The organism is Pseudomonas sp. CGJS7 (genome assembly GCF_036961695.1).
Genome location: NZ_JBAMDI010000044.1, coordinates 48,721 through 68,664, shown reverse-complemented (window position 1 = coordinate 68,664; position 19,944 = coordinate 48,721). Strand labels below are relative to the sequence as shown.

General features: G+C 67.5%; 15 protein-coding genes. 4 read left to right on the top strand and 11 right to left on the bottom strand.

Annotated features, from left to right (window positions below; translation table 11 throughout):
- Positions 1–48 precede the first annotated feature (48 nt).
- From V7787_RS24825 to V7787_RS24775, 11 genes are all read right to left on the bottom strand, one after another.
- Positions 49–2,094: a GEVED domain-containing protein gene (locus V7787_RS24825; protein WP_336089911.1), complete on the bottom strand. Its 2,046-nt coding sequence runs from the start codon at positions 2,092–2,094 to the stop codon at positions 49–51.
- Between the two features lie 509 nt (positions 2,095–2,603).
- The gene (locus V7787_RS24820; RefSeq protein ID WP_336089909.1) at positions 2,604–4,703 is read right to left on the bottom strand and encodes a DUF7933 domain-containing protein; all 2,100 of its coding nucleotides are present in this window, start codon (positions 4,701–4,703) and stop codon (positions 2,604–2,606) included.
- A gap of 358 nt (positions 4,704–5,061) precedes the next feature.
- Positions 5,062–5,622, bottom strand: a complete 561-nt coding sequence (locus V7787_RS24815; protein ID WP_336089908.1) for a nucleoside 2-deoxyribosyltransferase domain-containing protein — start codon at positions 5,620–5,622, stop codon at positions 5,062–5,064.
- A 145-nt stretch (positions 5,623–5,767) separates the two neighbouring features.
- A complete protein-coding gene (locus V7787_RS24810; RefSeq protein WP_336089907.1) occupies positions 5,768–7,147 on the bottom strand; it encodes a leucyl aminopeptidase family protein in 1,380 nt (459 codons plus the stop codon).
- Positions 7,144–7,860, bottom strand: coding sequence for an HAD family hydrolase (locus tag V7787_RS24805; RefSeq protein ID WP_336089906.1), 717 nt, complete (start codon positions 7,858–7,860; stop codon positions 7,144–7,146). The genes V7787_RS24810 and V7787_RS24805 overlap by 4 nt, the downstream gene beginning before the upstream one ends.
- A gap of 361 nt (positions 7,861–8,221) precedes the next feature.
- Positions 8,222–8,728: an endonuclease V gene (locus V7787_RS24800; protein ID WP_336089905.1), complete on the bottom strand. Its 507-nt coding sequence runs from the start codon at positions 8,726–8,728 to the stop codon at positions 8,222–8,224.
- 52 nt (positions 8,729–8,780) lie between these two features.
- On the bottom strand, positions 8,781–9,932 hold the full coding sequence (locus V7787_RS24795) for an AI-2E family transporter (protein WP_336089904.1): 1,152 nt from the start codon (positions 9,930–9,932) through the stop codon (positions 8,781–8,783).
- A gap of 262 nt (positions 9,933–10,194) precedes the next feature.
- Positions 10,195–10,545: a hypothetical protein gene (locus V7787_RS24790; RefSeq protein WP_336089903.1), complete on the bottom strand. Its 351-nt coding sequence runs from the start codon at positions 10,543–10,545 to the stop codon at positions 10,195–10,197.
- Positions 10,542–11,042, bottom strand: a complete 501-nt coding sequence (locus V7787_RS24785; RefSeq protein ID WP_336089902.1) for a hypothetical protein — start codon at positions 11,040–11,042, stop codon at positions 10,542–10,544. The genes V7787_RS24790 and V7787_RS24785 overlap by 4 nt, the downstream gene beginning before the upstream one ends.
- A gap of 2 nt (positions 11,043–11,044) precedes the next feature.
- Positions 11,045–11,407: a hypothetical protein gene (locus V7787_RS24780; protein ID WP_336089901.1), complete on the bottom strand. Its 363-nt coding sequence runs from the start codon at positions 11,405–11,407 to the stop codon at positions 11,045–11,047.
- A gap of 188 nt (positions 11,408–11,595) precedes the next feature.
- The gene (locus tag V7787_RS24775) at positions 11,596–13,035 is read right to left on the bottom strand and encodes a Do family serine endopeptidase (RefSeq protein ID WP_336089900.1); all 1,440 of its coding nucleotides are present in this window, start codon (positions 13,033–13,035) and stop codon (positions 11,596–11,598) included.
- An 898-nt stretch (positions 13,036–13,933) separates the two neighbouring features.
- On the opposite strand from V7787_RS24775, the gene V7787_RS24770 reads away from it, so the two are divergent.
- The 4 genes from V7787_RS24770 to V7787_RS24755 all read left to right on the top strand — a co-directional run bounded on the left by V7787_RS24770 (position 13,934) and on the right by V7787_RS24755 (position 19,801).
- The gene (locus tag V7787_RS24770) at positions 13,934–16,087 is read left to right on the top strand and encodes an adenosylcobalamin-dependent ribonucleoside-diphosphate reductase (RefSeq protein WP_336089898.1); all 2,154 of its coding nucleotides are present in this window, start codon (positions 13,934–13,936) and stop codon (positions 16,085–16,087) included.
- A 280-nt stretch (positions 16,088–16,367) separates the two neighbouring features.
- Positions 16,368–16,874: a hypothetical protein gene (locus V7787_RS24765; RefSeq protein ID WP_336089896.1), complete on the top strand. Its 507-nt coding sequence runs from the start codon at positions 16,368–16,370 to the stop codon at positions 16,872–16,874.
- 111 nt (positions 16,875–16,985) lie between these two features.
- Positions 16,986–17,774 (top strand): TSCPD domain-containing protein, encoded by a 789-nt coding sequence (locus tag V7787_RS24760; RefSeq protein WP_336089895.1) that lies wholly within the window; start codon positions 16,986–16,988, stop codon positions 17,772–17,774.
- Positions 17,775–18,541: 767 nt separating this feature from the next.
- Entirely contained in the window at positions 18,542–19,801 is a 1,260-nt protein-coding gene (locus V7787_RS24755) for a delta-60 repeat domain-containing protein (protein ID WP_336089894.1), read from the top strand.
- The last annotated feature ends 143 nt before the right edge of the window (positions 19,802–19,944 follow it).

Below are 19,944 nucleotides of genomic sequence, written 5' to 3'. Positions count from 1 at the left end.
TCCGCGCGCCCTGGCAGTGGCCAGGCCAGGACGCGCGGCGCCGGGATCTCAGTAATCGGCCGGGTTGCCGCTGAAGGCCACCGGCACGTTGATGGTCAGGCAGGTTCCGGCCGGCAAGGTCGGGGCGCTGAGCGAAATCGAATTGCCGCCGATGGTGCCGCCGGACGCGGCCGAGCAACTGGCGGCGCCGGTGGCGCTGCAGGTCCACAGCGCGGACAAGCTTGCGCCGGCCGGCAGGGTGTCGACGATGGTCGCGCCGTTGGCCGGATCGGCGCCGGCGGCGTTGCAGGCGGTGATGACGTAGGTCGCCGAGGGCGCCGGCGCGCCGGGCGTATACGTCGCCGAGCCGTCGGTCTTGGTGATCGACAGCGCCGAGTTGGCCACCCGGTTGGTGAAGGTGCAGGTGACCGCCTGCGCGCGACCGTTGGCCGCCGCGCCGGTCACCGACAGCGGCAAGGTGATGTTGACGCTGGTGCCGCTGCCGGTGGCGACGGTGGCGCCGGCGCCGTTCACGCAGTTGTAGCTGCTGACGTAGAGCGCGGTGGTCGCCGGTGTCGGCACTTCCACCACGGTGGTGGTGATGGCGGCGCCGCTGATGTCCGGGGTCACGATCAGGTCGGGCGGTCCGGAGTCGCTGTTGTGATACAGCGTGCGGAAACCTGTAGTGCCGTTGTGGCCTTGGTTCACCGCGAACGCGGTGCCGCCGATGCCCAGGTCGAAGCGGCCGGTGGCGCTGGTGGGATTGAGCTGTTTGATCACCCGCACCGCGGGTCTGATGTCGATCATGTAGTCCTCGACCTCGCCGCTGTCGACGCGGCCGGTCGGGCTGGCGGTGTTCAATTGGGTGCCTTGGGTCGCGCGCAGGCGCACGTAGGTGCGGCCGGCGGTGGTGGCGATCGGGACGGTCCAGTTGAGCGCGGTGGAGGTGGCGCTGGCGAGGATGCCGGTGTTGCACACGCCTTCGGCGGTTTCGAACACGCCGTTGCGGTTGAAGTCGATCCAGCCGCAGACCGTGCTCGCGGCGGTGGCGCCGCTCAAGCTCGGAGTGAGCGTGTAGACGGTGCCGATCATGCCGGTGTGCAAGCTCGCCAGCGGCGTGGTCAGTCCGTTTTCGTCGGTGCCGTCGCCGGCGCTGCCGTTGTTGTTGGCGCCAGCCGCGACCGCGAACGGGCTGGGCGTGATCGGGGCTGCGCCGTTGAAGACAGTGGTGTTGTCGGCGTCCACGCTCGCGCCCAGGCGGATGCCGTCGACGATATGGCTGGCGGCGGCGGTCGAGTCGTAGCTGGCCGGCGCATCGCCGAAATCTTCGTCGACGCTGGTGGTGATCAGATACGCGTCCGCGGTCGAGGCGGTGCCGAACAGCACGTTGTTGCGGCGCGCGGCGAGTTGCACGGTGAAGGTCAGCGTCGACACCGTGCCGTTGATGCGCACGCTGCCGCAGCCGGCGAACTGGTTGGCCGGGGCGGTGGGCGCGCTGCAGCTGTTGCCGTTGTAGGTGGTGTTGATCAGGTCGATGGTCGAACCGGTGACCTGCAGGTTGGAAGCGCCGGGCAGCATGGTCATGGTGACGCCCGGGGTGGTCAGCACGTGCACGCTGCGCGAGGAGATGATGTCGACCGTGCTGTTGTTCTGACCGCCGAGGCCGACGAAATGCAGGATCGGGTTGGTGACCGGACGGCTGTAGGTGATGGTCAGGGTGCCGCGGTTGCAGGTCACCGTGGAGGCGCCGACCGGGAAGGGGCAACTGGTGACCGAAGCCAGCGTCTGCAGTTGCACCGATGAGGTGGAAGCCAGGGTGAGGTTCGGGCTGTACATCGTGCCCGCCGCGCCGCCGATCGCGTCCATGAAGACGCTGTTGTTGTCGATCTGCAGGTCGTTGCCGCTGACGGCATAAGTCGCGTACAGCGTCGAGGGGTAGCCCTTGCTCGAGGAAGTGTTGAGACCGACCGCGCTGGTCGGCGCGGGAGCCGGGGCGACGCCGGTATTGTTGAGTTGGGCGGCATCGGCCGATGGGCTCCAGCCCGCGCAGGCCGCGAAGAGAACCCAACCCGCAGCGCAAGACGCCAGTCGCGAAAAAACTGCCGATATCGCCATGCCATTCCCCCTAATGACGCATTGCCTGCCCCGCCTCTGGCGGGGAGCCCCTGACGCGATGCTGTACAGGCGCACTCTACGGCTGGCACATCAAATACGGATTCAAGCCTCAAGACTCAGTACGTAATTTGTGCCTCAGTGCGGCCAACGGACGTGACTGATAGCCGTTCTGGATTCAGCTTCGGCGAAATGGCGGGGTTCTTGAGCCCATAGGCGCCCGCTCGCGCGGGTCGTTTGCGCGAAACTTCGACGACGATGGCGACACCACCGCGGGTTCGCGGGGCGCTGGATGGGGAGTCGGCTCGCCACCAAGGGGGCGCTTTGGGTTCGCGCCCGGGCCGATGCACGGCGATGGCCGGCGAGATTTTTTCGGCCGGCCGAAGGCAAGGGCTGCGAGTCGGCCGATTTCTATCGGCGGCGCGGACCGGCACGGCCCGCGAGCATCGGCGGGCCGCGATCCGGCCCGCTCTGCGCGGCGAGCGTCTGCGCGCCCGCCGCGATGAAGCGACTCAGGGCGTGTAGGCCGCCGGGTCCGGACTGAAACGCACCGGTACCTGCACGTTGATGCAGGTGCCGACCGGCAACACCACGCCGGTGATCTGCACGCTGTTGCCGCCGGCCACGCCGCCGCTGGCCGGGCAGGTCGCGGTGCCGGTGCCGGCGCAGCTCCAGGTTCCGGTCAGGGTCACGCCGTTGGGCAGGGTGTCGCTGACGGTGGCGCCGTTGGCCACCGCCGGGCCGGTGTTGTTGCAGGCCTGCAAGGTGTAGGTGCTGGTGCTGCCCGGCGTGTAAGTGGTCGGATTGCCGACTTCGCTCTTGCTCATGCTCAGCGCGATGTTGACCGCGACCGGCACGGTGACCTGCGCGCACTGCGGATTGCCCGAGGCCGGGCAGGTCGGCAGCGGATCGGGATCGCCGCCGCCGGCGACGGCGACGTGGTTGGTCGGCGAGCCGCTGGTGGCCGCGCTGATGGCCACGTTCAAGCGCACGCTGGCGCTGGCGCCGGCCGCGATCGGCGCGGACGGGGTGAAGGTGCAGGTGACGTTGCCGGTGGCCGGCAAGGTGCCGCAGGCGACCGTGCCTTGGGCGCTGGACGCGGCGACCAGGCTGAAGCCGGCCGGCAAGGTGTCGCGGATGGTGATCGCGCCGGTGGTCGGGCCGCTGCCGGTGTTCTGCAGGCCGATCAGGAAGTGACCGTCGGCCGCCGCGCCGGTCTGGCCGGCGGCGAGGGTGCCGTTGACGGTCTTGCTGGCGGTCAGTTGCGGCTGCACCACGGTCAGCACTTCGTCGCCGACCAGATTCACCAGATTGTTGGTGCCGCTGATGCTGGCGTTGGTGTTGTGATACACGCCGACCGTGTTGGAGGTGACGTTGACCGCGATCTGGCAGGCGAGCTGGCCGCCGGTGGTCGCCGCGCCGTTGACGCGCGCGCCGCTGACCTGGATGGTGCCGGCGCCCGCGGTCGCGGTGACGGTCATGCCGCCGGGCAGGGCGGTGCCCAAGGCGCCGCCGGCCGGGCAACTGGTGCGCACGTTCGGCGTCGGCGCGACCACCACGCCGGCGGGCAGCGCGTCGGTGAAGTTGATCGAGGCGACCGAGTTGGTGCTCTTGTTGCTGAGGTCGAAGGTCAGCGTGGAGATGCCGCCGGTGTTGATCGTGGTCGGCGCGAACTGCTTGGTCAGATCGACCGCGGCGATGGCGAAGGTGACCCGGTATTCGACGGTGAAGGTGCTCGATCCGGCCGGGATATCCCACTGCGCGGCCAAACCGTTATCGGTGCTGGCGTTGCTGTCGATGACGTTGCTGAGGTTGCCGGTATTGGTGGTGCAGGTGCCGGGCGAACCGGTAGCGGTGCCGGTGCAGGCCAGCCCATAAGGAAAGTTGTAGGTGCCGGAGAAATAGCGGTCCCAGTTCGGCGTGCCCGAGGACGGTTCCCACCACAGCGCTTCGAACTGCGGGCTCTTGATCACGCCGACGATGTCCGGGCGCCCGGTGGTGTTGCCGGCGCTGGTGCGCGAGAAGCCGGGGCCGGCGTCGCCGCCGTTCAGCAGGGTGTCGATGAACTGATAGAACTTGATCGACGCACCGGTGGTCGGCATGCCGCTCAGGGTGACGCGGCGGGTGAACCAGGCCTGCGGCTTGATGTACTCGTCGCGGATCGAGATCTGGATACCGCTGTCGACGGCTATCGAGGGCTGCAACGTGCTGGTGACCACCCACGGACTGGCAGCGGTACCCGCGCCGCTGACGGCCGACTGGGTGCCCTGGGTGAAGGTGGCGAACGGCGCGCCGGTGTTGCTGTTGGAGTTGTGGTAGACCCGGGCGTTGCTCGCGCCGCGGTCCACGCGCAGTACCACGCTGTTGAACAGCGAACCCGACTGCGGTGTGGCGCCGGCGTTGTAGACCTGATCGGAGTTGGCCAGGCGCGCCTGGAACTGGCTGTTGCTGCCCCAGGTCACCAACAGACCATCGGAGCCGTCGGCGGCGGTGCCGGTGCCGACGGCGCGTTGGCTGGTGGCGCCGCTGGCGAGGACCGCGCCGGCCCACATCAGCCCGGCAATACCCAGGGCAAGACCGGCCCCTCGGCCGATTCCGATCGAACGATGCATTAAAAATCCCCTTGTACGAGCCTTACTGCGAAGGTTCGGCCGCGCTTCCGCTGCCTGGCTGCCCCGGCCCCCGGGCGATGCCCGGGCGGCGTATCGGCGCTGAATGGTGCGCAACAAATGTGCTACGAGTCACATTTTGTCGGAAGCAAAGGGGGATGCCAAGCCCGCGCGGTGGGGACTTTCGAAAACTGCGTCCGACCGGCGCACTCGCACCGGCCAGCCGTGCGTTCGGTCTACTAACGATGGACGAGCCGGGGAGCGGCCACTGGCCTGGGGTCTGGGCGTCTTGCGCCGGGAAAGGGGCGCCGCGGCCTGCTGCGGCTTGGGCGGGAAGGGGCGGCGGCACCGCCCGGCAGCCTCAGCCGCCCGCGCGCTTGCGCCGCAGCTCGGCCAGGCGGGCGCGCACGGCTTGGATCAATGCCGGCAGGGTTTCATAGCGCGGCACGCCGTAGCGGTCGGCGGTGATATCGACATTGCCCTTGCGCCAGAACCCTTCCGGGCAGGCCAGCAGCAGCTTGCCCGAGTCGGCGTGCAGGCCCAGTTCGAGCAGGCTGATCGGGCTTTGCGAGCCCGGCTGCAGATACATCAGGATCACGTCGGCGCGTTGCAGGGCGGCCAGTTCCCACTCGACCTGGCGGCGGAATTCCGGTTCTTGCGTGCTCGGTTTCCAGGCCGGGTTCCAGTCCTCGCGGCGCGGGTTGAGCAGCACCACGCCTTCGCCGGCGAGTTCGCTGGCGACCTGCGCCTGCCAATCGCTGGAGCCGCCCATGTCGATGCTGCCGGCGAGGAATACGCTCAGCCGCCCGTCTTCGGGCAAGGGCTGGGGCGAGCGCACCATGGTCGAGGCCGGCGCGGTTTCGGCGGCGGTCGCCGAGGGGATGGCCATCGCCAGTGTCGCCAGCATCAGCAGGGCTTTCATGCGGTGTGCGATCGCAGTGGCTGCAAATTTGCGCGGGCGTTCGCCGATGAAGCGGGTTTGCCCGGGCGGGAGCGAAGCCAGGTCAAAATGGGTTCCGGCTTTCGCCGGAATGACGGTCGGTAGGTGGCGCCGAGCGGCGCGGCGGTCAGGCCGCCGCGCGCGCCTTGAGCATCGCGTACACCGCGCGCAGGCCCTGCGCCTCGCCGCCGGCCGGGCGGCCCGGGCGGTCGGCGTCGTTCCAGCTGTACACGTCCAGATGCGCCCAGGCCAGATCGGCCGGGACGAAACGCTCCAGGTACAGCGCGGCGGTGACCGAGCCGGCCATCTTCGACGGCCCGCCGTTGGCGATGTCGGCGATGTGGCTGGTCAGATAACGCAGATACGGACGCCACAGCGGCATGCGCCAAAGCTGATCGCGCTGGCGTACGCCGGCATCGAGCCATTCTTGCGCCAGCGCATCCTGGTTGGAGTACAGCGCCGGCAAATCCGGACCCAGCGCGATCCGCGCCGCGCCGGTGAGGGTGGCGAAGTCCAGCAGCAACCCGGGCGCTTGTTCGCCGGCGTAGGTCAGCGCATCGCACAGGATCACCCGGCCTTCGGCGTCGGTGTTGTCGATCTCCACGCTGATGCCCTGGCGGGTGGCGATCACCTCGCCCGGACGGAACGCATCGGGGCCGACCGCGTTTTCCACCGCCGGCACCAGCATCGTGATCCGCAGCGGCAGCTTGCGCGCCATGATCAGCTCGGTCAGCGCGATCGCATGCGCCGCGCCGCCCATGTCCTTCTTCATGTTGCGCATGCCGTCGGCCGGCTTGAGGTCCAGGCCGCCGGTGTCGAAGCACACGCCCTTGCCGACGATGGCCACGTGCGGGTGGGCGGCGTCGCCCCAGCGCAGCGCGATCAAGCGCGGCGCGCGGTGCGAGGCGCGGCCGACCGCGTGGATGGCGGGGAAGTTCTGCGCGATCAGCTCATCGCCGGCGACCACTTCGATCTCGGCGCCGTGGCGCTGGGCGATCTCGCGCGCGATGGCTTCGAGTTCGTCCGGGCCCATGTGTTCGGTCGGGGTATTGACCAGATCGCGCACGCGCAGGCTGGCGGCGAGCACGGCGAAGACTTCGTCGTCGGCCGCGGCATCGGTCACCAACAAGGCCGGCGTACGCGCCGGGGTCTTGTAGCGGCTGAAGCGATAACTGCCCAAACCCCAGCCCAAGCGCGCCGCGGCGCGGGTGGCGTCGTCGTAGTCGCCGTGCAGGCGCCAGTTGCGCGCCGGCAACCCAAACGCGGCGTGGCCGTAGGAGTACGGATCCAGCGCATCGCCGATGCCGAGCGCGGCGCCGGCCAGTTCGCCTTGCGCGTCGGGCCAGACCAGCACGCTGCCGGGCGAACCGTCGAAGCCTTGCGCCTGGGCCCAGGCGGCCGCGGCGGGAGCGAGCGCGTCGCGCCAGGCCTTGAAGCCGGCGCGGTCGACCAGGGCCAGCGGCAGCGCGTCGGTGTCGGAAGAGGTGAAGCCCAGGGGCAGAGTCATGCGGCAACGGTGTCCGTGCGGTGCGCCGTGTCCAGCCAGTCGGCCAGTTCGGCGAGGGTGGTGAATTCCAGATCCGGACGCACATGCGAGTGCGGCCAGCTGCGGTCTTCGCGATTGATCCAGCAAGTGCGCAGGCCGGCGCGGGCGCCGCCGACGACGTCGAGTTCGATGTCGTCGCCGACGTGCAGTACCTGCGCCGGTTCGATCTGCAGCCGCGCGCAGGCGGCGTGGAAGATGCTGGCGTCGGGTTTGGCCCGGCCGTGTTCGCGCGCGCCGAGTTGGAAGCGGAACAGCGGCATCAGCCCGATCCGGACCAGATCGGCGTTGCCGTTGGTCAGCGCCGCCAGCGGCACGCGCGCGGCCAGGCGGTTGAGCGCGGCCTCGCTGTCGGCGTAGTGCTCGACCCGGCAACGCGCGTCGAAGAACACCTCGAACGCGGCCGCGGCCAGGGCGGTGTCGTCGCCGCCTTCGCGCAGCATGCGTTCCAGGGTCAGGCGGCGCTGGGCGGTGAAATCGTGGGCCAGGTCGGGCCGTTGCGCCGAGATCTCATCGCGCATCGCGCGCATCGCCTCGACGCTGAAACGCTGCGAGGTGCGCGGCGCGTGCTGGCGCAGCCAATCGGCGAGAACCGCCTCGGCGCGCTCCATCACCGGCGCGATCGGCCAGATGGTGTCGTCGAGGTCCAGGGTGATGGCGCGGACGGGAAAGGTCATCGGCCCATTTTAGCGCGTGCGGCTGCGCTGAATGGGTGATGCGGGCGGCAGGTCGGGTGGGGCTGGAACGCTTGAGGTGGGGATACGCAGCGAAGGAGCGCCGATCCCGCGATCCCTCCAGACCGTCATTCCCGCGAAAGCGGGGATCCAGCGACTTCAGCGCCATCCATCCAGGTCGTCATTCCCGCGAACGCGGGAATCCAGAGACTTCAGCGCCATCCTTCCAGGACGTCATTCCCGCGAACGCGGGAATCCAGCGACTTCAAGCGCTTTCGCACGAAAGGCACTGGATTCCCGCCTTCGCGGGAATGACGGTCTGGGGGATGTCGCTGAAGTCTCTGAAGACTGTGAAGACTCGAACTCAATCGCCCAAGCCCCGCGCCAACCGATCCACCAACTTGAGCAAATCCGGCAACCGATGCGCCCCGCTCATCCGCGCGATCGCCGCCCGCGCATCCGCCAGCGCCATCCCCGCCGCCGTCACAAACAACGGCCGGCGACTGTCGCCGCGACACAGCTCGGCCTGCGCGGGCGTGCCGGCGAACCGGCTCTTGGCCACGCCGATCACCGGCACCCGGCGATCCAGCGATTCCCACAGATGCGCGCCCAATCCGGGCCGTTGCTCCTCGCCCAGACAGACGTAACCGTCGATGACCACGCAGGTGGGCTCGACGCCGTCCAGCGCATCGAGCAAACGATGGATGCACGGCAACTCGCGCCGATAAAACTCGCCCGGCACGTACTCGGCGATGTCTGCGCAGATCAGCGCATGGCGCGCCGCCGGCTCCGGGTCGTCCCATTGCGCGAACAGCACCCCGGCCACGGTCGCATCGGTGGCGCGGTACTGGACATCGACGGCGAGGATCATCGGCGTAGGGCGTTGTACGGGTGAGATCGGGTGTCGCCGCAAAGCGCCGCGATCACTCCAGCAACTTGGCCCAGCCCTCCATGCCCTCGATCCGCGCCAGCACCAACTTCACGCACACCAGCATCGGCACCGCCAGCAACAGGCCGATGATGCCCCACAGCCAGCCGAACAGCATCAGCGCCAGGATCAGCACCAGCGGCGACAAGCGCATGCGCCGGCCGAGCACGATCGGCGTGACCGCCTGCGATTCGATGGTGTGCAGCAGCAGGTACAAACCCGCCGGCAACAACGACGCGCCGGGATCGTCGAAGGCGACGATGCCCATCAGCAGCATCACCGCCATGCCGATCAGCGGCCCCACGAACGGAGCGAAGTTCAGGATCGCCGCCATCGTGCCCCACAGCAGCGACTCCTGCAGCGGCACGCCCAGCGCGTACAGCGCGCCGGCCAGGGCCAGGCCCAGGCCGGTGTTGATCAGGCTGATGGTCAGCACGTAGCGCGAAATTTCGCGCTCGATCGAATGCAGGATATCGATGGTGAGTTTCTTCTTCTGCTGGCTCGGCAACAGCGCGATCGCATTGCGCTGCAACGACTCGCCGAACACCATGAAGAAAAACGTCAGCAGCACCACCGCCAGCACCTGCGCCACGTACTTGGGCGTGGCGGTCAGCGAGCGATAGGGATCGTTGAGTTCGGTCTTGACCACCTGCACCGGCTTGGCGGTGCTTTCGCCGCCGGCGGCGCGGGCGAAGTTCTGCGCGGCGCGGTTGGCGTCCTGCAGCGGCTTGGTCATCTGCCGCAGCTTGGGCCCGACTTGCTTGAGCTCGCGCGGCACCTGGCGCACCCATTCGCTGGCCGGTTCGGCCAGTTGCAGGGTCAAGGCGCCGGCCACCGCCAGGCCGCCGATCAGTACGATCAGCGCGGCCAGGAACCGCGGCAGCCGCAGCTTGCCGAACAAACGCAGGATCGGGTTGCCGACCAGGGCGAAGAACGCGGCCAGCAGGATCGGCAGGATCAGCTCCTGCGCCGCCCACAGGGTGTAACCGACCGCCAGCGTGGCCAGCACCAGCAGCGACATCGGTCCGCGCGGGCGTGGGGCGGTGGGGCGCTCTGCGGTGTCGGCGGGTGCCGGCGTTGCGAGCGGGGTGCCGTCGGCGTCGGTGTCGTGCGACTCCGCAGGGGCGGGCGGCGTGGGCGTGCTCAAGGTGGGCTCAGCTGGGTGTTGCGGAGTGCGTACTGTGCGCTGTTGTGTCTGGGTTCGCCATCACAGGGCGGTGTAGGTGGCGACGCGCGGGGCCTGCCCTCATCCGCCCTCCGGGCACCTTCTCCCGCAAGCGGGAGAAGGGCACATCAAAAGCCCGTCTCCCGCTTGCGGCGCCCGAAGGGTGTGCAAGGCTGAGAGGGGTTGGGGTGAGGGAGTCTCAGGTCGCGAAGAAGCAGGGAAGCCGTCGAGTTCGCGCTAACGATCAAGCCGCCTCGCGCGCCGCATTCCCCGCCTCACGCGCCGCATGCCCAGCCTGCTCGGCCGCCTTGTCGGCCTGCTCCGCCGCCTGCTGCGCCCCGCTGCCGGCGAACAACCCCGACAGCATCGTCACCATCTGCATCAAGGTCCCGCTCTTGACCGCGATCTTGACCGGCTCGGCGCGCCCCATCACGAAACCGCTGACCAACCCGGCGATCACGATCCGCCCCGGCGTCCAAGCCTCGCGCCAGGTCTTCTTCAAAATCTCCTTGCGCTCCACCGCTTGCGCGTAGCGGCCTTCGACCAACTGCTCGCGCTTGTCCACCCGCCGTTGCAGACGATCGAACCGGCTCATCGCGCCTCCGTCTTGTGGGTTTCGATCTCGCGATCGTCGTCGTCGTCGTGGCCCAGACCGAGCCGGCGCAATTGCCGGCGCGTGGCCGACAAACGGGTGTATTCGAAGTAACGCAGCGCCTGCCACGCGCCCACGCCGGTGACGATCAGGCTGAGCCCGGCCGCGGCCGACATCGACGCCAGCCACGACCAGCCCAGCACGCCCTGCAACAGCGCGATCAACGCGGCCATCAACAACAGCCACGACGACGCGCCGAACACGATCGCCACGCTGACCCACAACAACGCCCGCCCCAGCGCGCTGCGCGCCAGGGCGAGGTCGGCGATCAACAGGCCGCGCAGCGCGCGGCCGGTATCCAGCGCGGCCGACAGGCCTTCGCGCCCGGCATCGTGGATCTCGCGGAACGCGTCGTCGAACGGCGGCGGCCCCTGGCGGGGCTCGCGGCCGGCGCGGTCGTCGCTTTCCGCATCGCGGTCCATGCCTGGCGTATCGCTCACGCTTACTTGTCGCCGCTGCGGGCGAGCTTGGCGATGATGAAGCCGGCGGCGAAGGCCACGCCGAAGGAAGCCAGCGGACGCTCGCGCACCAGTTCGGCGGCGCTTTCGATCAGATCGCGGCCCTTGTCCATCAGCGCGTCGACTTGCTCGCGCGCGGCGCCGCCGGCGCTTTCGGCCGCGGCGATGCCGGCCAGCGCGCTGTCGGCCAGGCCGGACTTGACGTTGGCCTTGCCGATCTTGAGTTCTTCGCCGGCCACGCCAGCGGCGCTACGGATCGCGTCGCCCGCGTCGCTGGCGGCTTGCTTGAGGTGGCTGCCGGCTTCGCCGAGGTTGCTCTTGATGGCGTCGGTCGAGGTAGGGGTCATCGGGTGTTCCTCCGTGCTGCATGGATGAACCGCTGAACGAGTCCAGGGTTCGAGCGGGTCGCCGAGGGGCCGGACGTGGCCGGCCTTCGACGGGGGTGAGCCGAACGCGCCGGGTGAGGCGCTGAGGTCGCAGCATTCGCTACGACCGACGACGGGTGGATAGTAACGGTCCGCGCGCGTCGCCGCGGTTACTGCATTCGCACATCGCCGCCGTTGTTGCCGCGGCGGATGCGCAGGATCAACTGTGCCGGAGCGCGCGTGAAGCTCGCGCGGAAGCCGGGAAGATCGTCGAATTCGCCGCTGCTGGCCGCAAGAACGATGTCGTCCTTGCGCAAATTGTTGGCTTCCGCGCGACTGCCGCGGGTCACGCTTTCCACCACCACGCCCGACAAGCCCGATTGGCGCAGGCGTTCGGGCAGTTCGCCGAAGGTCGCGCCGGCCAGGCGCGGATCGAGTTCGGTGCCGGCGATCGACTTGGGTTGTTCGCGCAGACTCGCGTTCAGTTGCAGCGCCTGGCCGTCGCGGCGCACGTCCAGCGCGATCTTGCTGCCGATCGATTGCAGGCCTTCGAAATTGCGCAACGCATCGCGCCCGTCCAGACGCTGGCCGTTGGCGCCGAGGATCACGTCGCCCGGCTTGAGCCCGGCCGCGGCCGCGGCGCTGCCGGCGAACACGCGCGAGACCAGCGCGCCACGCGGTTCGCCCAGCTTGAGCGCGGCGGCCAACTGCGGGGTCACGTCCTGCGTCTCCAGACCCAGCGTGCCGCGGCGCACGACGCCGTTGTTGGCGATCAACTGGTCCTTGATGTTGCGCGCCAGATTCACCGGAATGGCGAAGCCCAGGCCGATGTTGCCGGCCATGCTGCCCTGCGGATTGAAGCTGGCGGTGTTGATGCCGATCAGTTCGCCGTTGAGGTTGACCAGCGCGCCGCCGGAATTGCCCGGGTTGATCGAGGCGTCGGTCTGGATGAAGTTCTGATAGCCCAGCCCGCGCAGGCCGCTGCGGCCGACCGCCGAGACGATGCCCGAGGTCACCGTCTGGCCGATCCCGAACGGGTTGCCGACCGCGACCACGAAATCGCCGACCTTCAGCGAGTCCGAATCGGACAGGGCGATGGCGCTGAGGTTCTGCGCCGGAATCCGCATCAAGGCCACGTCGGTGTCCGGGTCCGAGCCCATGAACTCGGCCTTGACCGTGCGCCCGTCGGCCAGGGTCACCGAGACCTCGTCGGCGCCTTCGATCACATGGTGATTGGTAAGCACGTAGCCGTTCTTGGCGTCGATGATCACGCCCGAGCCCAGCGACTCGTTGATCCGCTCCTGCGGGATGTTGGGAAACATGCGGCGGAAGAACGGGTCGTTGGCGAACGGGTTGCGGATGCGCACGGTCTGCTTGGTGTGCACGCTGACCACCGCCGGGGTGACCTTCTCCAGCATCGGCGCCAGCGAGGGCAGGGTCTGGCCGCCGACCGAGGCCGGCAACGCGGCGGTGGTCGGCAGCGGCAGCACCGCCGCGGCGGCCGGCGAGGCCTGCGCCGGGGCCTGCAATCCGTCGCGGATCGCGGTGGCGGCGAAACCGCCGAAAGCGGCGGCCAGGGCAAGGGTCAGCAGGGTCGGCAAGGGGCGCATCGCTTTGCGGTTCCGGGTGAGTGTTGAAGGAGCACAGGGGCAGGGCGGTGGAGCGGACTTGCGATGAGACGGCGATCGAAGCGGAGGGCGGACATCGCGGCCGTCCCCCGGCCCGCTACCTGTTCAGATCGTGGCGATCGGCGCCGCGATCAAGCTCCGCTGCGCGAGCAGTTTGGACCGCGGCCGCCGCGATCGGTTCAGCAGCGTCCGCGGCCAGTGTCGGAGACCGGCAATAAATAGCCGATGAAGTGTCCGCGCGCAGCCCGGCGCCGAAGTGCCGTGGGCGAGCGGATGGGGCGCGGCGCGGTCAGTTTCGCGGCAGTGTCGAAGTGCATACCGGATCGACAATCTGTGACAGGACTACGACGCAAAAAGCGTGATAGTCATCAACAAGCCGTTGACTTCCAGGAAAGCCGGGCGTAGCTTGAGTTCCCTGCGGGGCCACAACATCTAGTGGTTGGTTTCACAGAGGGAGCCCAAGCGTAGGGGTTCAGCTTGGGATGGTCTCAGCGTCTCCTTAGAAGTGAGCGGGCTCATGGCGAGAGCGGACGCGAACCTCAACTCATTCAATTCGGCCGCACGCGGCGCGTCTTCAGCGCGACCGTGTGCATCGTCGTCGGCGGGGGGCTGACGGCGGCTGGAAATCCCCGCTCCGGGCCCCGGTCCGGCGCAGGCTGCAAGACCCGCGACGGTTCCTACACACCTGACTCGATACACAACATGTGGGTAGCCAAGTCCGAAGCGGGACACAAATAGATCGTCCCGATTACCGGTTCCACCGCTCCATCGCTGCACCGCACCACCCCAGATACACCCCGATTACCTCGTACAAAAAAGAAACCACCGGCGGCGGGCGCAACCCAACGGCCCGCCGCCAATTGAAGGAGATGAAACAGGCATGAGCACCGTGCGCCTCGAGGCGGTCAAGAACCCGGCGGCAGAGCAAGAGATCGCCCTGCAGCCCGCGTCCCAGGACATCTGGGACAAGAAATACCGCCTCAAGACCAAGAGCGGCGAAGCGGTAGACGCCGATATCGACGGCACCTATCTGCGAGTAGCCCGCGCTCTGGCCGACGCCGAGCCCAACGCCGAGAAGCAGCAGTACTGGTACGAGCGCTTCGCCTGGGCCCTGCGCCGCGGCGCGATCCCGGCCGGCCGCATCACCTCCAACGCCGGCGCGCTGGAACACAAGCCGGCCACCTCGACGATCAACTGCACCGTCTCGGGCACCATCGAAGACTCGATGGACGGCATCCTGGAGAAGGTCCACGAAGCCGGCCTGACCCTCAAGGCGGGTTGCGGCATCGGTTACGAATTCAGCACCCTGCGGCCGCGCGGCGCGTTCGTCGCCGGCGCCGGCGCCTACACCTCCGGTCCGATGTCCTTCATGGATATCTACGACAAGATGTGCTTCACCGTGTCCTCGGCCGGCGGCCGCCGCGGCGCCCAGATGGGCACCTTCGACGTCAGCCACCCCGACGTGAAGGACTTCATCCGCGCCAAGCGCGAAGACGGCCGCCTGCGCCAGTTCAACCTGTCGCTGCTGATCACCGACGGCTTCATGGAAGCGGTCAAGAGCGACGCCGACTGGCCGCTGGTGTTCCCGGTCAACGTCAAAGAGCGCCTGGACGTCGAGCTGGACAACCCCGAACAAGTGGTCTGGCGCGACTGGCCGACCACGCGCAATTACATCGTGCGCGAAGACGGCCTGGTCGCCTGCAAGATCTACGGCCACATCCGCGCGCGGCACCTGTGGGACATGATCATGGTCTCGACGTACGACTACGCCGAGCCCGGATTCATCCTGATCGACCGCGTCAACGAGATGAACAACAACTGGTGGTGCGAGACCATCCGCGCCACCAACCCCTGCGGCGAACAACCGCTGCCGCCGTACGGCGCCTGCCTGCTGGGTTCGGTCAACCTGACCAAGTTCGTGCGCAACGCCTTCACCGACCGGGCCGAGTTCGACTGGGAGGAATACAAGGAAGTCGTGCGCGTGTTCACCCGCATGCTCGACAACGTGGTCGAGGTCAACGGCCTGCCGTTGCAGCAGCAGCGCGAAGAAATCATGCGCAAGCGCCGCCACGGCATGGGCTTCCTCGGCCTGGGCAGCACCGTGACCATGCTCAAGATGAAGTACGGCTCCAAGGAGTCGTGCGAGTTCACCGAGCGCATCGCCCGCGAAATGGCCGTGGCCGGCTGGGAAATGGGCCTGGCGCTGGCCAAGGAAAAGGGCGCCGCCCCGATCATGGAGGAGCGCTTCGAGGTCACCGCGCAGATGCTGCGCCAGCGTCCTGAGATGAAGGCCGACGGCTGGAAGGTCGGCCAGGAGATCCCGGGCAAGGTGCTGCACGCCAAGTACTCGCGCTACATGCAGCGGGTGGCCGAAGTCGCGCCGGAGCTGGTCGAGGAACTGGCCGACATCGGCAGCCGCTTCACCCACCACAGCTCGATCGCGCCGACCGGCACCATCTCGCTGTCGCTGGCCAACAACGCCTCCAACGGCATCGAGCCGTCCTTCGCCCATCACTACAGCCGCAACGTGATCCGCGAAGGCAAGAAGTCCAAGGAAAAGGTCGACGTCTATTCCTTCGAGCTGCTGGCCTACCGCGAACTGATCAACGCCAAGGCGATGCCGTTCAGCGAAGAAGCCGACGCGCGCCTGCCCGACTACTTCATCGCCGCCGACGACATCACCCCGAAGGAACACGTCGACGTCCAGGCCGCCGCGCAGAAGTGGGTCGACAGCTCGATCTCCAAGACCGCCAACGTCCCCACGGACTACCCGTACGAGGACTTCAAGGACATCTACCGCTACGCCCACGAGCAGGGCCTGAAGGGCTGCACCACCTTCCGCTTCAACCCGGCCGCCTTCCAGGGCGTGCTGGTCAAGGAAGCGGACCTGGAGAACACCACCTACCGCTTCGAACTGGAAGACGGCAGCGTGCTCGAGGTCAAGGGCAACGAGCAGATCGAATACGACGGCGAGATGCACACCGCCGCCAACCTGTTCGACGCGCTGAAAGAAGGCTATTACGGCAAGTTCTGACGGCGCGCGCGCCGTGCCGTCCCGGCGCCTGCCGGGGCCGGCGCGGCCCGCCCGACCGGGTCGAACCCCGCGGCACGGCGACCGTCTTCGCCGCCGTCGCCCGGACAGCGAGGTCCGGGCCGATGCGCCGACAACCGCGACGAATCTCCCGGATGCGAATCGGTATGAGCGGCCACTGTGTTTCTCGCGCGCCGCGGGTATAGCATCACTCCGGCAACACCCCGATTGCTGCACCTAGCCACGCGTACCGCCATTAGAAATCGCCCACCAGGAGGGCATCATGAGCAACGGTAATGGAGTGACGGCAACCCTGACCCAGGCCGCCGAGAACGTGAAAGAAACCGCCTCCAACATCGGCAGCGCCATCGCCAGCCGCGCCGAAGGCGCCGTGGCCTCGGTCAAGAAGACCGCGACCAAGGCCCGCAAGGCCGCCAAGAAGGCGGTCGGCACGGCCAAGAAGAAGCTTGCCAGCGCCAGCGCCAAGGCCAAGAAAGAAGCGTCCGCGCTGAAGGCCAAGGCCACCGGCAAGAAGCCGGCCAAGAAGGCGGCGAAGAAGGCCGCCAAGAAAGCCGCGCCGAAGAAAGCCGCCAAGAAAGCGGTGAAGGCGGCGGGCAAGGCGGTGAAGAAGACCGCCAAGAAAGCCGCCAAGAAAGTAGCGGCGAAGAAGGCGCCGGCGAAAAAGGCCGCCAAGAAAGCGGTGAAGAAGGCCGCCGCCAAGAAGGCGCCGGCCAAGAAAGCCGCCAAGAAAGCCGCCAAGAAAGCCGCCAAGAAAGCCGCGAAGCGTTAATCGCAGCCTGCTATTCCCTCTCCCGTTCGCGGGAGAGGGCTAGGGTGAGGGCCGCGCCCCGCACCCGCACCACCCCACACAAGAACAAGCACCGCAGTAGGAGTCGGGCCCATGGCCGTCAAGATCGAAAAGAAAATCAAGGGCTACAGCGTCGTTACCCCGGAAGACAAGGCCAAGGAAGCCGCAAAGGCCGCCGCAGCCAGCGCCGTGTCCGTAAAGGCAGAGGAGCTCCCGGTCGACAACGTCATCCAGATGCACGAACGCATCGAACGCCCCGAGATCCTGATCGGCTCGACCTACAAGATCAAATCGCCGCTGTTCGAGCACGCCTTGTACGTGACCATCAACGACATCGTGCTCAACGCCGGCACCGAACACGAATCGCGCCGCCCGTTCGAGATCTTCATCAACTCCAAGAACATGGACCACTTCCAGTGGATCGTGGCGCTCACCCGCATCATGTCGGCGGTGTTCCGCAAGGGCGGCGACGTGACCTTCCTGGTCGATGAAATGAAGGCGGTGTTCGACCCGCGCGGCGGCTACTTCAAGGCCGGCGGCGTGTACATGCCCTCGCTGGTCGCCGAAATGGGCGCCATCGTCGAAGACCACCTCAAGTCGATCGGCATGATCCACGACCCGGAGATGAGCGACGCCCAGCGCGCGCTGATCGCCGAGAAGCGCGCCGCCTACGAGCAGCGCGGCGCAAAAAAAAACTCTGACGTAAGCCCTTCGGCCAAGATCGTCGTGGTCGAACCGCGCAACGAAGACGTCGCCGTGACCGGCGACGGCGCTTCGTTCCCGCCTTCGGCTACGGTCTGCCATAAGTGCAGTACCAAGGCGTTGGTGTTGATGGACGGCTGCGCTACCTGCTTGAACTGCGGGTATTCCAAGTGCGGTTGAGCGGGGTCTGCGCATAAGCGCGGGCTTAGGCGACCAGCTATCGCAAGAATGAAAAAGAGGCTCTCCGGAGCCTCTTTTTTTTATTGCTTCCGTCCCCGCGGGCCGTGATGGCTACGAAAGCCCGGTCCAGGTGTCCCATGTCTCCGTAACGTCTCAACGACGGAGATTCGCGTGAGGCACAATAGACAAAAGGGGATGGCAAACGTTCGCGCAGAAGCTGGGGGTTGCGGGGCCACCGCACACATAAGCATGTCCCGGACGGGGAAACAGAGCAGCGGGGTGCTGCGTCTGGCGGGCGAAACCTTCTTGGTAAGCGCGGACGACCCGTCGTCGATCATGAGTTTGGTATCTGCCGCAGAGGCAATGGCGGTGCCGGCTTGCGCGCGTTGAAACTTATCCGTCACGACAAATTGCGGCCTACGCTTCGGCAGGCCGCGCCTGGAGCGTTTGGGGAAATGGCCTTGTCTGATGAACCTCTCCCCTGTCTACGGCTTCGCCAGCGGCGTCGTGCGTTGTCACACAGCGGCCCGAAGATGCCGACGGGGCAGCCGCCAACAACGGTCTGCTGATGCCTTAGGTCGACTCGCACTTCGTTGCGCCACTACTGGCGCGATGCCTGTGCTCACGCGCCGATGCCTTTGGCACGCCATGCCAACCTCGCGGCCGCTTTCGAAGTTCTACCCACTCAGCGCACCGCCGCTACAGAGCGAGCGACGGTGAATTGAGCTTCAAATGGATTCGACCACCTGCAACAAGGAGAGCAAGCAGTGATCAACAACAAGATGAAGCTTTCGTTCGGCATCGCCCTCAGCGCTATCGGCGCATTCGCAGCGTCCGCACAGGCCGCGTCGCTGGATCCTACGTTCGGTTCGGCGGGCGTCGCTTCCACCGCATTCGGCTACTACGGTGCCGCCGCCCGGGTGGTGGTCCAACCCGACGGGCGGATCGTCGCCGCCGGGCAGAGCGCGCTCGGCGAGTTCGTGCTGGCGCGTTACACCGCCAGCGGCGCGCTGGATACCAGCTTCAACGGCACCGGCAAGGTCAACACCACGCCGTCGGGCAGTTGCCCGGGGCAGGCGCGCGCGCTGGCCCTGCAGGCCGATGGCAAGATCGTCGTTGCAGGCACCTCGTGCCCGAACTTCACCTCCACCCGCAACTTCACGGTCTATCGCTACAACACCGATGGTTCGCTGGATGCGAGCTTCGGCAGCGCGGGCAAGGCCACCGTCAATTTCTACGCGGGCGCTTCGGAAGCCACCGCCGTCGCCGTCCAGGGCGGTTCGATCTGGGTGGCGGGTTATGCCGGCAACGGCTTCGCCCTGGCGCGGCTTACCAGCAGCGGCGGCCTGGACTACAGCTTCGGCAGCGGTTCGGGCAGCATCACCACGACGGTGGGCACCGGCTCGGCCTTCGCCAACGGCCTGGCCATCCAGGCCGATGGCAAGCCGGTGTTGGCGGGTTACGCGTCGAGCGGCGGCACTGTCTTCGCGTTGACGCGCTACACCACTAAGGGCGCGCTGGACACCACGTTCGGTACCGGCGGCAAAGTGCTGACCAATGTGGGCGGCACCTTCTCCGGCAACTCAGCCATCGCCACTTCGCTGGCGATTCAAAGCGACGGCAACATCGTCGCCGCCGGCTACGCCAACAGCGCCAGCGGCGGCTCCTACCGAATGGCCGCCGTGCGTTACACCAGCACCGGCGCGCTCGACAGCTACTTCGGCTCCGGCACCGGCAAAGTGCTTACCGCCATCGGTAGCGGCGATGCGATCGGCAGCGACGTCGCCATCGACGCCAACGGAGGCATCGTGGTCGGCGGCTATTCCATCGTGGGCAGCTACCGCCAGTTGACCTTGAATCGCTACGACTCGTACGGCAACCAGGACACCAGCTTCGGGCCTGTCGCCACCGCCGTCGGCAGCGCGAACGCGGCGGTTCAAGGGCTTGCGCTGCAAAGCGACGGCAAGATCGTTGTGGCGGGTTACGGCAATTCGCCGACGGCCTTCGTTGTTGCGCGTTACCAATAAGCGGCCGATCGAAATCGCCAGTCTCAGCGACAACATCAGCAACGACCCGTATCGCCTGCTGCGGCGGCGCCGGGTCGAAATAGCGCAGGACCGGGCTTGCGCTCTTGGGGTGGTAGCGCCTTCTGAGAAAGCTCGCGGCCGGT

What these genes read in the sequence shown, in the direction of transcription:
- V7787_RS24825 (WP_336089911.1), bottom strand. Translation starts at nt 2,094, where the DNA reads ATGGCGATATCGGCAGTTTTTTCGCGACTGGCGTCTTGCGCTGCGGGT.
- V7787_RS24820 (WP_336089909.1), bottom strand. Translation starts at nt 4,703, where the DNA reads ATGCATCGTTCGATCGGAATCGGCCGAGGGGCCGGTCTTGCCCTGGGT.
- V7787_RS24815 (WP_336089908.1), bottom strand. Translation starts at nt 5,622, where the DNA reads ATGAAAGCCCTGCTGATGCTGGCGACACTGGCGATGGCCATCCCCTCG.
- V7787_RS24810 (WP_336089907.1), bottom strand. Translation starts at nt 7,147, where the DNA reads ATGACTCTGCCCCTGGGCTTCACCTCTTCCGACACCGACGCGCTGCCG.
- V7787_RS24805 (WP_336089906.1), bottom strand. Translation starts at nt 7,860, where the DNA reads ATGACCTTTCCCGTCCGCGCCATCACCCTGGACCTCGACGACACCATC.
- V7787_RS24800 (WP_336089905.1), bottom strand. Translation starts at nt 8,728, where the DNA reads ATGATCCTCGCCGTCGATGTCCAGTACCGCGCCACCGATGCGACCGTG.
- V7787_RS24790 (WP_336089903.1), bottom strand. Translation starts at nt 10,545, where the DNA reads ATGAGCCGGTTCGATCGTCTGCAACGGCGGGTGGACAAGCGCGAGCAG.
- V7787_RS24780 (WP_336089901.1), bottom strand. Translation starts at nt 11,407, where the DNA reads ATGACCCCTACCTCGACCGACGCCATCAAGAGCAACCTCGGCGAAGCC.
- V7787_RS24775 (WP_336089900.1), bottom strand. Translation starts at nt 13,035, where the DNA reads ATGCGCCCCTTGCCGACCCTGCTGACCCTTGCCCTGGCCGCCGCTTTC.
- V7787_RS24770 (WP_336089898.1), top strand. Translation starts at nt 13,934, where the DNA reads ATGAGCACCGTGCGCCTCGAGGCGGTCAAGAACCCGGCGGCAGAGCAA.
- V7787_RS24765 (WP_336089896.1), top strand. Translation starts at nt 16,368, where the DNA reads ATGAGCAACGGTAATGGAGTGACGGCAACCCTGACCCAGGCCGCCGAG.
- V7787_RS24760 (WP_336089895.1), top strand. Translation starts at nt 16,986, where the DNA reads ATGGCCGTCAAGATCGAAAAGAAAATCAAGGGCTACAGCGTCGTTACC.